This window comes from Microbacterium sp. SD291, assembly GCF_017355365.1.
Lineage (GTDB): Bacteria > Actinomycetota > Actinomycetes > Actinomycetales > Microbacteriaceae > Microbacterium.
Genome location: NZ_JADIJR010000013.1, coordinates 20,289 through 33,445 on the forward strand (window position 1 = coordinate 20,289; position 13,157 = coordinate 33,445).

The 13,157-nt window shown below is 71.6% G+C and carries 11 protein-coding genes; 5 read left to right on the forward strand and 6 right to left on the reverse strand.

What is annotated here, in order from left to right:
• Positions 1-35 precede the first annotated feature (35 nt).
• A complete protein-coding gene (gene radA / locus IPV10_RS09215) occupies positions 36-1,403 on the reverse strand; it encodes a DNA repair protein RadA (RefSeq protein WP_207483031.1) in 1,368 nt (455 codons plus the stop codon).
• Between the two features lie 97 nt (positions 1,404-1,500).
• On the opposite strand from radA, the gene IPV10_RS09220 reads away from it, so the two are divergent.
• The 4 genes from IPV10_RS09220 (at position 1,501) to cydC (ending at position 7,496) form a co-directional block, all read left to right on the forward strand.
• Positions 1,501-2,916 (forward strand): cytochrome ubiquinol oxidase subunit I, encoded by a 1,416-nt coding sequence (locus IPV10_RS09220; protein WP_207483033.1) that lies wholly within the window; start codon positions 1,501-1,503, stop codon positions 2,914-2,916.
• Positions 2,917-2,930: 14 nt separating this feature from the next.
• A complete protein-coding gene (gene cydB / locus IPV10_RS09225) occupies positions 2,931-3,947 on the forward strand; it encodes a cytochrome d ubiquinol oxidase subunit II (protein WP_207483035.1) in 1,017 nt (338 codons plus the stop codon).
• Positions 3,948-4,044: 97 nt separating this feature from the next.
• The gene (locus IPV10_RS16995) at positions 4,045-5,835 is read left to right on the forward strand and encodes an ABC transporter ATP-binding protein/permease (protein ID WP_242684811.1); all 1,791 of its coding nucleotides are present in this window, start codon (positions 4,045-4,047) and stop codon (positions 5,833-5,835) included.
• Positions 5,832-7,496, forward strand: coding sequence for a thiol reductant ABC exporter subunit CydC (gene cydC / locus IPV10_RS09235; protein WP_207483037.1), 1,665 nt, complete (start codon positions 5,832-5,834; stop codon positions 7,494-7,496). Before IPV10_RS16995 ends, cydC begins: the two co-directional genes overlap by 4 nt.
• Before the next feature lie 166 nt (positions 7,497-7,662).
• Here the strand turns inward: cydC and moaA are convergent, their stop codons facing one another.
• The 5 genes from moaA to IPV10_RS09260 form a co-directional block, all read right to left on the reverse strand.
• Positions 7,663-8,718: a GTP 3',8-cyclase MoaA gene (moaA, locus tag IPV10_RS09240; RefSeq protein WP_207483039.1), complete on the reverse strand. Its 1,056-nt coding sequence runs from the start codon at positions 8,716-8,718 to the stop codon at positions 7,663-7,665.
• Between the two features lie 97 nt (positions 8,719-8,815).
• Positions 8,816-9,556, reverse strand: coding sequence for an ATP-binding cassette domain-containing protein (locus IPV10_RS09245; protein ID WP_207483041.1), 741 nt, complete (start codon positions 9,554-9,556; stop codon positions 8,816-8,818).
• Positions 9,553-10,362 carry an ABC transporter permease gene (locus IPV10_RS09250; protein WP_207483043.1) on the reverse strand — a complete coding sequence of 270 codons (810 nt, stop codon included), beginning with the start codon at positions 10,360-10,362 and terminating at the stop codon, positions 9,553-9,555. Before IPV10_RS09250 ends, IPV10_RS09245 begins: the two co-directional genes overlap by 4 nt.
• A 147-nt stretch (positions 10,363-10,509) precedes the next feature.
• Positions 10,510-11,355 carry a molybdate ABC transporter substrate-binding protein gene (modA, locus tag IPV10_RS09255; RefSeq protein WP_242684812.1) on the reverse strand — a complete coding sequence of 282 codons (846 nt, stop codon included), beginning with the start codon at positions 11,353-11,355 and terminating at the stop codon, positions 10,510-10,512.
• A complete protein-coding gene (locus IPV10_RS09260; RefSeq protein WP_207483045.1) occupies positions 11,352-11,741 on the reverse strand; it encodes a molybdopterin-binding protein in 390 nt (129 codons plus the stop codon). The genes modA and IPV10_RS09260 overlap by 4 nt, the downstream gene beginning before the upstream one ends.
• Before the next feature lie 142 nt (positions 11,742-11,883).
• Here IPV10_RS09260 and IPV10_RS09265 point away from each other — a divergent pair, with 142 nt between their 5' ends.
• Positions 11,884-13,134 (forward strand): ThiF family adenylyltransferase, encoded by a 1,251-nt coding sequence (locus IPV10_RS09265; protein ID WP_207483047.1) that lies wholly within the window; start codon positions 11,884-11,886, stop codon positions 13,132-13,134.
• Positions 13,135-13,157 lie beyond the last annotated feature (23 nt).

The following is a 13,157-nucleotide window of genomic DNA, read 5'->3' on the forward strand; positions in this document are numbered from 1 at the left end:
TACCCGCAGACGCCCCGCCCGCCCGGCAGCGCATCTCAGAACGGCGGGATGTCGTCCTCGCTGCGCCGGGACGTGCTGCGCGATCGCACGTCGCCGAGGGCCGCACGCAGCGTCTTGGAGCGGTCGTCGACGACCTGCTCGTAGCCGAGGCGCGACGCCTCCGAGCGGCGCTGCGCCGACTGCGTCACCGGCCGGATCTCGCCGGCCAGGCTCAGCTCGCCGACAGCGGCGACGGTGCGCGGCACCGCGCTGTTCTGGATCGACCCGGCCACGGCGATCGCGATCGCGAGGTCTGCCGCCGGCTCGGTGAAGCGCACGCCGCCGACCGTGGACACGTAGACGTCGAGGTTGCTGGTCTTGATCCCGGCGCGGCGCTCGAGCACGGCCAGCACCATCGCCACCCGGGAAGAGTCGAGCCCGTGCACCACGCGCCGCGGATTCGGGGCGGTCGTGTTGATCGTGAGCGCCTGCACCTCGACGGGCAGCGCGCGCCGACCCTCCAGCGCGATCGCGACACACGTTCCGGGCTCGGTGGTGCCCTGTGAGAGGAACAGCCCTGACGGGTCGGGGACCTCGCTGATGCCGTCTCCGGTCATCTCGAAGCATCCGACCTCGTCCGTCGGGCCGAAGCGGTTCTTCAGCGCGCGGATGAACCGCAGCGACGTCTGCCTGTCACCCTCGAAGTGGCACACCACGTCGACCAGGTGCTCGAGCATCCGCGGGCCTGCGACCTGGCCGTCCTTCGTGACGTGCCCGACGATGATGATCGGCAGGCTCCGCTCTTTCGCCACCCGGATCAGCGTCGCCGCCACCTCGCGCACCTGACTCGGCTGCCCGGCTGCGCCGTCGATCAGCGACGACGAGACCGTCTGCACCGAGTCGACGATCACGAGCTGCGGCTGCACCGCGTCGATGTGCCCGAGAATCGTGGCGAGGTCGGTCTCGCTCGCCAGGTACAGCTCATCGTGCAGGGCGCCGGTGCGCTCGGCGCGCAGCCGCACCTGCGCCGGCGACTCCTCGGCGCTCGCGTAGAGCACGCGTCGTCCGGCTCGCGCGGCCTGCGCCGCCACCTCGAGCAGCAGGGTCGACTTGCCGACTCCCGGCTCGCCGCTGAGCAGGATCGCAGCCCCCGGCACGATGCCGCCGCCCAGGACGCGGTCGAACTCGCCCACCCCGCTGGTGCGGCGAGGGGCGTCCTCCGTGGTGATCTGCGTGATCGGGCGAGCGGCGCGATCCGCCGTCGGCGCGAGCGCCGTCACCCGGCTCAGGATGCCGGTCTGCGCCGCCTGCTCCTGGACCGTTCCCCACTGCTGGCACTCGCCGCATCGGCCGACCCACTTCGCCGTCGTCCACCCGCATTCCGTGCAGACGAACGCGGGGGGAGCGGGTTTGCGGACAGCCATGCACTCAGGCTATCGCCGGCATCCGACATCCCTATCACCAGGAGTGGATACCGGGGATGCCCCCTCGGGATAATCGAATCAAGAAGGAGAGATGCTCATGGAATGGCTTGACCCGCTGGTCCTCTCCCGATGGCAGTTCGGGCTGACGACCGTCTACCACTACCTGTTCGTGCCGCTCACGATCGGCATGGTCACGGTCGCCGCGATCTTCCAGACCGTGTGGGTGCGCACCGGCAGGATCGAGTACCTGCACCTGACCCGCTTCTTCGGGAAGATCTTCCTCATCAACTTCGCGATGGGCGTCGTCACCGGCATCGTCCAGGAGTTCCAGTTCGGCATGAACTGGTCGGACTACTCCCGCTTCGTCGGCGATGTGTTCGGCGCCCCGCTCGCCTTCGAGGGCCTGCTCGCGTTCTTCTTCGAGGCGACGTTCATCGGCCTGTGGATCTTCGGCTGGGACAAGCTCCCGCAGAAGCTGCACCTCGCCACGATCTGGTGCACCGCTGTCGGCAGCATCCTGTCGGCGTACTTCATCATCGCCGCCAACGCGTTCATGCAGAACCCGGTCGGCTACGTCTACAACCCCGAGACGAACCGCGCCGAGCTCACCGACATCTGGGCGCTGCTGACCAACCCGGTCGCGCTCGCCGCCTTCCCGCACACGATCTTCGGCGCCTTCATGTTCGCCGCCGGAGTCGTCATCTCGGTGTCGGCCTGGCACCTGGCGCGCGGCCAGCACCTCGACACCATGCGCATCTCGCTGAAGTTCGGCCTCTGGGCGATGATCTTCTCCACCGCCGGCGTCTTCCTCACCGGCGATCAGCTCGGCCTCGCGATGTACGCCGCGCAGCCCATGAAGATGGCGGCCGCGGAGGCGACCTTCAACACGGTCTGCGGCTACGACGCGTCGTTCAGCCTGTTCACGCTCGGCACCCCCGACGGCAGCTCCGAGCTGTTCTCGATCCGCGTGCCCTATCTGCTGTCGCTGCTGTCCACCCACTCGCTCGACGAGTGCGTGCACGGCATCCGCGATCTGAACGCCGAGTACGCGCAGACGTTCGCCGACACCGGGATGACCGATTTCGCACCGGTGCTGTGGATCACCTACTGGGCGTTCCGCTGGATGATCGGCCTCGGCACCCTCGCCGGCCTCGTCGCCGTCGTCGGCCTGTGGATCACCCGCAAGGGCGCCAAGAAGCCGCCGGCTCCGTGGATGTGGAAGCTCGCGATCTGGTCGTTCCCGCTCGGCCTCGCCGCCAACATCATGGGCTGGGTCTTCACCGAGATGGGCCGCCAGCCCTGGCTGGTGTTCGGCCTGATGACCACCCGTGACGGCGTCTCGCCCGGCGTCAGCGGAGTGGAGGTGCTGATCTCGCTGATCGCCTTCACCGCGATCTACGCGGCCCTCGCCGTCGTCGAGATCCGGCTGATCATCCGCGCGGCGCAGAAGGGCCCCGACACCGAAGAGCAGCCCCACGAGGAGACGGCACAAGTGTCGTCGGTCGTGTACTGAGAGAGGAATCGGACATGGAATACATGTGGTTCTGGATCGTCGCCTTCCTCTTCGTGGGCTACTTCGTGCTCGACGGGTTCGACTTCGGCGTCGGCATGTCGCTGCCGTTCCTCGGTCGCGACGACGTGGCAAGGCGCCAGGTCATCAACACGATCGGCCCGGTGTGGGACCTGAACGAGACCTGGGTCATCGTCGCCGGTGCCTGCCTGTTCGCCTCGTTCCCGGAGTGGTACGCGACGCTGTTCAGCGGCTTCTACCTGCCGCTGCTGCTGATCCTGCTCGCGCTGATCCTGCGCGGAGTGTCGTTCGAGTACCGTCACCAGCGCGACAGCCTCCGCTGGAAGGCCGGCTTCGACCGGATGATCGTGATCGGCTCCGTCGTCCCCGCGCTGCTGTGGGGCGTCGCCTTCGGCAACATCGTGCAGGGCGTTGCGCTGGATGATTCTCACGTCTATGTCGGGGGAGTGCTCGCGCTGCTGAACCCGTACGCGCTGCTCACCGGCGTCACCACGCTGCTGCTGTTCTTCCTGCATGGGGCGCTGTTCGTGGCGCTGAAGACCGACGGCGAGGTGCAGCAGGGTGCGCGCCGGCTCGTGAAGGCGGCGGCTGCGCCGGCGATCGCCGTCGCAGCGGGGACGGTCGTGTGGACGATCATCATCGCGGCCGGGCGTGAAGCGCCGCTGCTGTGGTTCGTGATCGCGTGCGGTGCGGGAGCTGCGGTCGCGCTGCTCGCCGCGGTCGTCCTGTCGCTGCGCGGACTCGACGGCCGGGCGTTCGCCGCCGCCGCGGTCACGATCGCGCTCGCCGTGGTGATGCTGTTCGCGGCGCTGTTCCCCTACGTGATGCCGTCGACGCTCGGGCATCACCTCACAATCGAGAACGCGTCGAGCACGCCGTATACGCTTCAGATCATGAGCTGGACTGCATTGATCGCGCTTCCCCTGGTGCTCGCATACCAGGCGTGGACGTACTGGGTGTTCCGCAAGCGCGTCACCCGCAGCTCGATCGAGGCGGCCCCGGCGCACACGTGAGATTCAGCCGGCATCACCACCGTTCCCGTCGCGAAAACGCCCGCTTCGGAGCGGTGGAAGCGGGTCTTTCTGCGACCGGAACGAGGGGTGGTGCACGATGAAGCCGGTGGACCCGCGGTTGCTGAGGTACGCGGCAGCGGCGCGGGGGTTCCTCGCGGCATCCGCTCTGATCGGCATGGTGCAGACGGCGGTGACGGTCACGTTCGCCTGGATGCTGACGGATGCCGTGACCGGCGCGCTCGCGGGGCGCGACGTCACGGCATCACTGCTGTGGCTGCTGGGGCTGGCGGCTCTCCGCGGACTCCTGCTCGCCGGATCGGATGCCGCGGGCACCCGCGCCGCCGCGCGCACCGGCATGCAGCTGCGCGCGGCCCTGATCTCCGCGGTCGGGAAGCTCGGACCGGGCTGGCTGGCGCAGCGGAGCCAGGCGGGTCTCGCGGTGACGGCCGGGCACGGGCTGGAGGCGCTGGACGCCTATTTCGCCCGGTACATCCCGCAGCTGGTGCTCACCGTGATCGCAACTCCGGTGCTGCTCGCGGTGATGTGGTGGCAGGACTGGCCGAGCGGCCTCACCGCCCTGATCACGCTGCCGCTGATCCCGCTCTTCCTGATCCTGATCGGCATGGCCACCCGCACCGTGCAGCGGCGGCAGTGGCAGACGCTGCAGCGGCTCGCGGCGCGGTTCGCCGACACCGTGCAGGGGCTCTCCACGCTGCGGCTGTTCGGCCGCGACCGCCGCGCGGCCGACCGCATCGAGCAGACCGCCGACGAGTATCGCCGCGAGACCATGAAGGTGCTGCGGTTCTCGTTCCTCTCCGGGTTCGCGATGGAACTGCTGGCGTCGCTCGCGGTCGCGCTGATCGCGGTCTCGGTCGGCTTCCGCCTGCTCGCGGGAGATCTGTCGCTCGAAGTCGGGCTGTTCGTGCTGCTGCTGGCCCCTGAGGCGTTCCTGCCGATCCGCCAGGTCGGCGTGCAATTCCACGCGGCTGCCGAGGGGGTGGCCGCGACGGAGGACGTGTTCGAGGTGCTGGACGCGGCGGGGGCTCGCTCAGTGCCGGCGGGCGTGGGTCGAGGGCCGGCGGGCGCGGGCCTGGGGCCGGTGGGCGCCGCTCCGGTTGCGGCGCGCGTGGACTCCCGGGCGGCGGCCGTGGACTCCCGGCCGGCGGCCGCGCGCCACAACTCCGGAGAATCGGCGCCGGAATCGCCCGGAAGGGCCGGAACAGGACCGAAGCCGGGCGGATCACCGGAGTTGTGGCAGCAGGCGGGGGAGCACCGGGGCCGTCTCGTCGTCTCCGATCTCCGCGTGCGCGACCTGCCGCCGGTGTCGTTCGCTGCGGAGCCCGGCACGATCACGCTCATCGAGGGCCCGAGCGGGGCGGGCAAGTCCAGCCTGCTCGCGGCTCTCCGCGGTGCGGTCGAGTTCGACGGCGCCGCGGAGCTCGGCGGAGTGGACGTGCGCGACCTCGGCCCCGCCCGCTGGCTCGCCTGGGCCGGTCAGCGTCCGCAGCTCAGCCGCGGCACGATCGCGCAGAACGTCGCCCTCGGAGATGCAGTGCCGGATGCCGACAGCATCCGCCGCGCTCTGGAAGACGCGTGCGCGACCGATCTCGACCCGGCCGCAGAGCTGGGCGTGCAGGGGAGCGGGCTCTCCGGCGGGCAGGCGCAGCGGGTCGCCGTGGCGCGAGCCCTCTACCGGCAGGCTGCGGACCCGGCGAGGATCCTGGCGCTCGATGAGCCGTCCAGCGCCCTCGATGCCGAAACCGAGTCGCGGCTGTGGCGGTCGCTGCGCGCGCGGGCGGATGCCGGTGCCACGATCGTGCTCGTCTCGCACCGCCGCTCGGCGCGGGTGATCGCCGATCAGGTCGTCGGGCTGGGGGTGCGCGCATGACCCGCCGTGCCGACCTCCTCCGTCTCGCCCAGCCGCCGCCGCGGCGCTTCCTGCCGGGTCTCATCTGGGGTGCTGTGTCCGCGGCCGCAGCGGTGAGCCTCCTCGCGGTGAGCGGCTGGCTGATCGTGAGCGCCTCGATCGTCGACTCTCTCGTGCCGCTGTCGATCGCTGTGGTCGGAGTGCGCTTCTTCGCGGTGACGCGCGCCGTCACCCGGTACCTCGAGCGGCTGAGCGGCCACGACGCGGCGCTGCGTCAGCTCGCACGGACCAGGGCCGACATGGTCCGCCGCCTCATCCCGCTTTCGCCTGCCGGCCTCGGACGCACCGATCACGGGCGGGTGCTGTCGGCGCTCGTGGACGACGTCGAGAACCTGCAGAACCTGCCGCTGCGGGTGGTGCAGCCGCTCGCCGTGGCCGGGGTCGTCGCCGTGGGCGCGATCGGCTTCACGGCGTTCGTGTCACCGGTGGCCGCGGCGACGCTGGCCGTCTGCCTGATCCTGGCGGCCTCGGCGGCGATCGGCCTCGGCTGGCTGTTCGGATCGCGCGCCGAGGCCGCCGTATCCGTGCGTCGAGGAGAGCTGTCTGCGGCGCTCGTCGACTACTTCGGCAGCCTCGATGTGCTGATCGCGTACGGCGCCGAGAACGATGCGCGCGAGCGGGTGCGGCGCGCGGATGCCGACCTCCGCCAGGCCGTGAGCAGGGCTTCGCTCGCGCAGGCCGTCGCGGCCGGAGTCGTCGCCGTCGTGGCAGGCGCAGCATCCGTCTGGGCGCTCGCCGCGGCAGCTCCCGGGCTCGGGTCCGGGGCGATCGACGGCCCGTGGCTTGCCGTCGTGGTGCTCGTGCCGATGGTCGTGTTCGAGGTGTTCGGCGCGGTACCGGTCGCCGCGGCATCCTGGCGCGGCGTGCGCGCGAGCGCCGATCGCATCGTCGACGTGCTGCCCGAGCGGATGCCGGAGGAGCTGCGCGACGACGACGGCATCGACGTGACCTTCGATGAGACGCCGGCTCTGCGGCTGCGCGGGGTGCGGGCGCACTGGCCGGGCGGGGCTCCGGCGCTGCGGGGCGTCGACCTGGACCTGCAACCCGGTGAGCGGGTGCTGGTGGCGGGACCGAGCGGCGCGGGCAAGAGCTCGCTGGCCGCGGCTCTCGTCGGATTCCTGCGGGTCGACGGCGAGTATTCCGTCGGCGGCATGGAAGCGCAGTCGCTGTCGGGAGAGACGCTGCGACGCACGATCGGGCTGTGCGAGCAGAACCCGCAGCTGTTCGATGAGGACATCAGGCAGAACCTGCTGTTCGCGCGCGACACGGCGACGGATGCCGAGCTGCTCGACGTGCTCGACCGGGTCGGTCTCGGCGCGTGGGTGCGCGAGCGTGGCGGACTCGATGCCAGGGTGGGCGACCGCGGCGGCCTCGTATCGGGCGGGCAGGCGCAGCGGATCGCCCTCGCCCGGGCGCTGCTTCGCGGGTTCCCGGTGCTCGTGCTCGATGAGCCGACGGCGGGCGTCGACCCCGAGGCATCCGATGCGCTGCTCGCCGATCTGCTGCGCGCGGCGGGGGAGCAGTCGGTGCTCCTGATCTCGCACGTCGACCCGCCGGCGGGCACGGTCGACCGGGTGGTCCGCCTCGAGGGCGGCCGGACGGCGCCCGCCCCGGGGCGCTGAGCTGCAAGAGCGCCCGCGACCTGGTGTCATGCGGCGGAGAGGGGCGTTTCGTCTCGCTTCGCTTCGCTCGCTCAAGGACCGGAACGCCGCGCAACGACCGGAACGCCGCGCAACGACCGGAACTCCGGTCAACGACCGGAACGCCGCTCAACCACCAGAACTCCGGTCAGCCGCCGATCGCGTTCATGCCGCGTGCGGGCTGGAGGAACGACGGGTCGTTGATCGCGTGCCCCGGCAGCTTCGCCCAGATGCAGCGGCGGAGCACCTCGTCGATCTCGGCATCCGTCGCCTGTGCATCGCGCAGCACGGGAAGCAGATCGAACTCGTCCGTCGAGAACAGGCAGTTGCGCAGCTGGCCGTCGGCCGTGAGCCGGAGACGGTCGCAGTCGCCGCAGAACGGCGCGGTGACCGAGGCGATCACGCCCACCGTGCCGCCCCCGTCGAGGCTCCACCGCTCGGCGGGAGCGCCGCCTCGCCCGGGGATCTCGGTCAGCGTCCAGCGCTCCGAGAGCTTCCCGAGGATCTCCTCGCGGGTGATCATCCGGTTGCGATCCCAGGTGTGCCCGGCATCCAGCGGCATCTGCTCGATGAAGCGCAGCTCCGCGCCGGACCCGACGGCGAACTCCACGAGGTCGCACAGCTCGTCTTCGTTCACGTCGCGCATCGCGACCGCGTTCAGCTTGAGGGGGCGGATGCCGGATGCCGCGGCCGCCGCGATCCCGAGCAGCACCTCGTCGAGCCGGTCCCTTCGCGTGAGAGCTGCGAACCGCTCGGCCTGCAGCGTGTCGATCGAGATGTTCAGTCGGGCGAGGCCCGCGTCGATCAGCTCGTCGAGGACCTCCGGCAGACGGATGCCGTTCGTCGTCATCGCGATCTGCACCGGGCCGTCCGCGGTCTCGATCGCGGAGAGCCTGCGCACGACGTCGACGATGTCGCGACGCAGCAGCGGCTCGCCGCCCGTGAGCCGGAACGTCGTGATCCCGGCGGACGCTGCGACCGTGGCGACCCGGACGATCTCGTCGACCGTGAGGATCGACTCACGCGCCAGCCACTCGTTCCCCTGCTCGGGCATGCAGTACGTGCAGCGCAGCGAACAGCGGTCCGTGAGCGAGATGCGCAGATCGCGGTGGACACGGCTGTGCGTGTCGACGAGAGGCGATCCGGGGGCGAAGACAGGAGCCTCAGGCATCCGCCGTCCGATCGTCACAGGGACAGCCGTCATCGACTCATCCCTTCCCGGGCAGAGCGTCTGACCGATCCTCGAAGTTTACCCGCGCTTGATGGGGGTCGGCCGGGAGTGTCCGTGCGTGACCCCGCCCTCAGCGTGCCGAGGCGGCGACCGCGGCAGCGAACGAGGTCGCCGGCGACGAGAGCACATCGGCGACCGCGGCATCCTGGACGATGAGTCCGCCCTCCAGGATGACGAGGCGCTCGGCGAGTGACTGGGCGTCGAGGATGCCGTGCGAGACGACGATCGCGGTCGTGTGCAGCTGCTCGCGCACGACTTCGCGCAGCTGCGCCGCGGCCTCGACGTCGAGCGAGGTGAACGGCTCGTCCAGGAGCAGCACCCGCGGACGAGCGGCGAGCGCGCGGGCGAGCGCGACGCGCTGCCGCTGCCCGCCGGACAGCTCGTCGGGCCGGCGCCCGCCGAGCCCGTCCAGGCCGATGCGGGTCATCCATTCCGCGCCGATCGTGCGCGAGTCGGCGCGGGCGACGCCGTTCGCGCGCGCCCCGAACGCGATATTCTCGGCCGCCGACAGGTGCGGGAAGAGCAGCGCGTCCTGGCCGAGCATCCCGATCGCGCGGCGTGACGGAGGCGTGTGCCGTCCGTCGCCGGCGAGCCGGGTGCCGTCGAGATCGACGTGCCCGTGATCGAGTCTGCGGAGTCCGGCGAGGGCCTCGACGAGCGTGGTCTTGCCCGCGCCGCTCGGCCCCATGACGGCGACCACCTCGCCGGGTGCGAGCCGCAGCGCGACGTCGAGGCCGGCGTGCGCGACGACGACTCGGGCATCGAGCGCGCCCGCGGTTGTTCCCGTACCGCTCCGATCGGCGCCGCTCACCGGATCGCCCCCGGGCGCCAGGCGCGGACCACCAGCAGCACGACGACGGCCGTCAGCAGCAGCAGGATCGACAGGGCGACGGCGGTCTCGCGTCCGGCACCCGCGCCGTTGAAGGCGGTGTAGATCGCCAGGGGCATGGTCTGCGTGACGCCGGGTGCATTGCCGGCGAACAGCGCCGTGGCGCCGAACTCGCCGATCGCGCGGGCGAAGCAGAGGATCACGCCGGCCACGATCCCCGGTGCCGCCAGCGGCAGCGTGACCCGCCAGAGCACGACGGCCGGTCGCGCACCGAGGGTCGCTGCCGTGCGCTCGTACCGGCTGCCGGTGCTGCGGATCGTCCCCTCGACCGCGAGCACCAGGAACGGCAGCGCGACGAAGGCCTGCGCGAGCACGACGGCGACGGGGGTGAACGGGATGCCGGTGCCGAACCACTCGGCGATCAGGCCGCCGAGCGGGCTCGTGCGCCCGAACAGGAACAGCAGCGCGACGCCGCCGACCATCGGCGGCAGCACCAGCGGCACCGCGACGAGCGCGCGCAGCAGCGCCGAGGCGCGTGGACCGGAGCGCGCGATCAGCAGCGCGAGCGGGATGCCGAGCAGCACGCACAGCGCGGTCGCGGCGAGGCCCGTGACGATGGACAGCCGCAGCGCGTCGAGCGCCGCGGGCGAGGTGATGTCCTGCCAGAGCGTCGGCCAGGACGCGCGGGTGAGCAGCGCGAGCAGCGGCAGCACCAGCAGCGCCACTCCGAGCACGGCGGGCGCGATGAGCAGGAACGGGGTCCCGGCCCCGGTGTCAGCGCGACGCATCAGGGTCTCCCGTGCCTGCGAGCGCCGCAGGGGCACGCATCAGCCGGCCTCCGGGTGCAGTTGGTGCCGCCTGCTGGTGCGGGAAGCGGCACGAACTGCGCCCGGAGCGCGGAGACCCGGCACGAACTGCGCCCGGAGACCAGCCGCTCACGGCGCACCGAATCCGTGCGCGGCGAGGATCCGCTGACCGTCGACACCGAGCACGAACTCCACGAACGCGCGGCCGGCGTCGGTCGCCTCGTCGAGGGCGACGATCGGATAGCTGTTCACCACGTCAGCCGCACCCTCCGGTGCGAAGCTCTCCACGGCGTCGTCGTCGAGCACGTCGGTGGCGTAGACGAGCCCGGCATCCGCCTCGCCCGCCGCGATCTTCTGCAGCACCGCCGAGACGTTCTGCTCAAGGCTCGCCGGCTTCACGGTGATGCCGGCGGCTTCGAGCAGTCTCTGCGATGCCGCGCCGCAAGGCACCTCCGGCGCGCACAGCACAGTGGTGGCCTCGGCGAGGTCGGCGAGCGACTCGATGCGCCCCGGGTTCCCGGCAGGCACCGCCACCACGAGGGAGTTGGTCGCGAACGTGTGCGGATCGTCGGCGAGGCCGGCATCCGTCAGCGTCGCCATGGTGCGCTCATCGGCGGTGGCGAGCACGTCGGCGTGCGCGCCCTCGAGCAGCTGGGTGACGAGGATGCTCGAGCCGTCGTACACGATCGGCGTGAGATCGACCCCGGGATGCTCGGCCGTGAACTCCGCCGCGATCTCATCGAACGCCGAGCCGAGGGAGGCCGCGGCGAAGATCGTGACCTCGCCCGACAGGGCATCGCCATCGGAAGGAGGAGGAGCGGATGCCGGGGCGGCGGAGCATCCCGTGAAGAGGATCGTCGTGATCGCGAGCATCCCGGCCAGCGACCCGGTGCGCAACCCCGCGAGCGCGGATGGCGACCATCCGGGGTCCGCGGTGGCGGCAGTAGCGCCGGGGCGGCTCGCGGACGCCCTCATGCCGGGGTCTCCACGATCACGGTGGTGGCCTTCACGAGCGCGACGGCGAGCGAGCCCGGTCGGAGATCGAGCTCACGCACGGCCTCGGCTGACATCAGCGACACCAGGCGATGCGGCCCCGACTGGATGTCGACCTGCGCCATGACGCCGTCGATCTGCACGCGGGTCACGAGCCCGGTGAAGCGGTTGCGTGCGCTGGAGAGCCGGTCCGCCGGATCGCGAGGTGCTTCGGCCAGCATCACTGCATGCTGCGCGAGGGCCTCTCCGGGGATCCGCGCGGGAGAGTCGCCCGTGACCGGCAGAGCGCCCTGGTCGATCCAGCGCCGGACGGTGTCATCGCTGACGCCCAGCAGCCGTGCGGCCTCGGAGATGCGGAAGGTGCTCATTGTTCGAGACTACGGCCATGCATCCGCAGATCAAAGGAATTGTGCGTCTGATCTCCGCATCTACGGTGAAAACAGGAGCATCGCGAGGAGTGTGCCGCGTAATCCGACGCCATGCTGCGCAGGGGCGGGATAGCCTGAGCGCATGCCCCTGCCACCGCTGGTCGAACCCGTCGCCGCGCTCAGCGCCGACGAGGCGACGCGTGCGGCACGGCACCTCGTGCTGGCGGACCTCGGAGAGATCGGACAGCGCCGCCTCCGGGCCGCGCACGTCGCCGTCATCGGCGCGGGAGGCCTCGGCTCGCCCGCCGTGCTCGCGCTCGCCGCAGCCGGGATCGGCACTCTGACCGTCATCGACGACGACGTGGTCGAGCTCTCGAACCTGCAGCGCCAGGTGCTGCACAGCCTCAGCGATGTCGGCGCGCCGAAGGTCGACAGCGCGGTCCGCGCCGCGGCCGGCCTCTCGCCCGAGACGACCGTGCGGCCGGTGCGCGAACGGCTCACCCCCGGTAACGCCGCGTCCTTGCTGGCGGGTGCCGATCTGGTGCTCGACGGCTCGGACTCGTTCGAGACGAGGGCGGCCGTCGCGGCGGCCTGCGAGCAGCTCGGCGTGCCGCTGGTGTGGGGCGTCGTGCAGGAGTTCGCCGCGCAGGTCACCGTCTTCTGGTCGGCGCCGCCCGCCGGCGCCACCCCGGTCGTGCTGTCGGACCTCTACCCGCCGGGGGAGGTCGGCGAGCTGCCGAGCTGCGCGGCCGTCGGCGTGCTCGGCGCGCTCTGCCTCCAGGTCGGATCGGTGCTGGCGATGGAGGCCATCAAGCTCATCGCCGGGATCGGCGAGCCGCTCCTCGGCCGGGTTCTCCTGATCGACGCGCTCCGCGGACGGATGAGCGAGGTGCCGCTGCGGCCGGCGCAGCATCCCGCCTCGGCATCGATCCGGCAATCGGCCTCCGCACCGGCCCGGGCCACCACAGCCCCCGAGCCTCCGCACATCACTGTCGCCGCACTCGAGGCCGAGATCGCGTCCGGTGCGGTCGTCCTCGATGTCCGCGAGCTCGCCGAGGTCGCCCGCGGCATGATCCCAGGCGCCCGCCATGTTCCGCTGGCCGACGTGCTCCGCGATCCGTCCGCGCTCACGGCGGCGCCGCGAGGCGACGGCGACTGGGTCGCTGCGCCCGCGCGAGCCGACGTCGACCGGCCCGACGCAGCCGCCGACCCCTCACGGGCCGACGCCGATCGGCCCGCCGAAGAGCGGATCGTCGTCGTCTGCCAGGTGGGTGCACGTGCGCGTCGCGCGGCCGTCGCGCTGCGGGAAGCGGGGGCGGATGCCGTGGTGCTGACCGGTGGCATGGACGCGTGGAGTGCCGATGAGCGAGCCCCGATGAGCGAGCCCCGATGAGCGAACCCCGATGTGCGAACCCG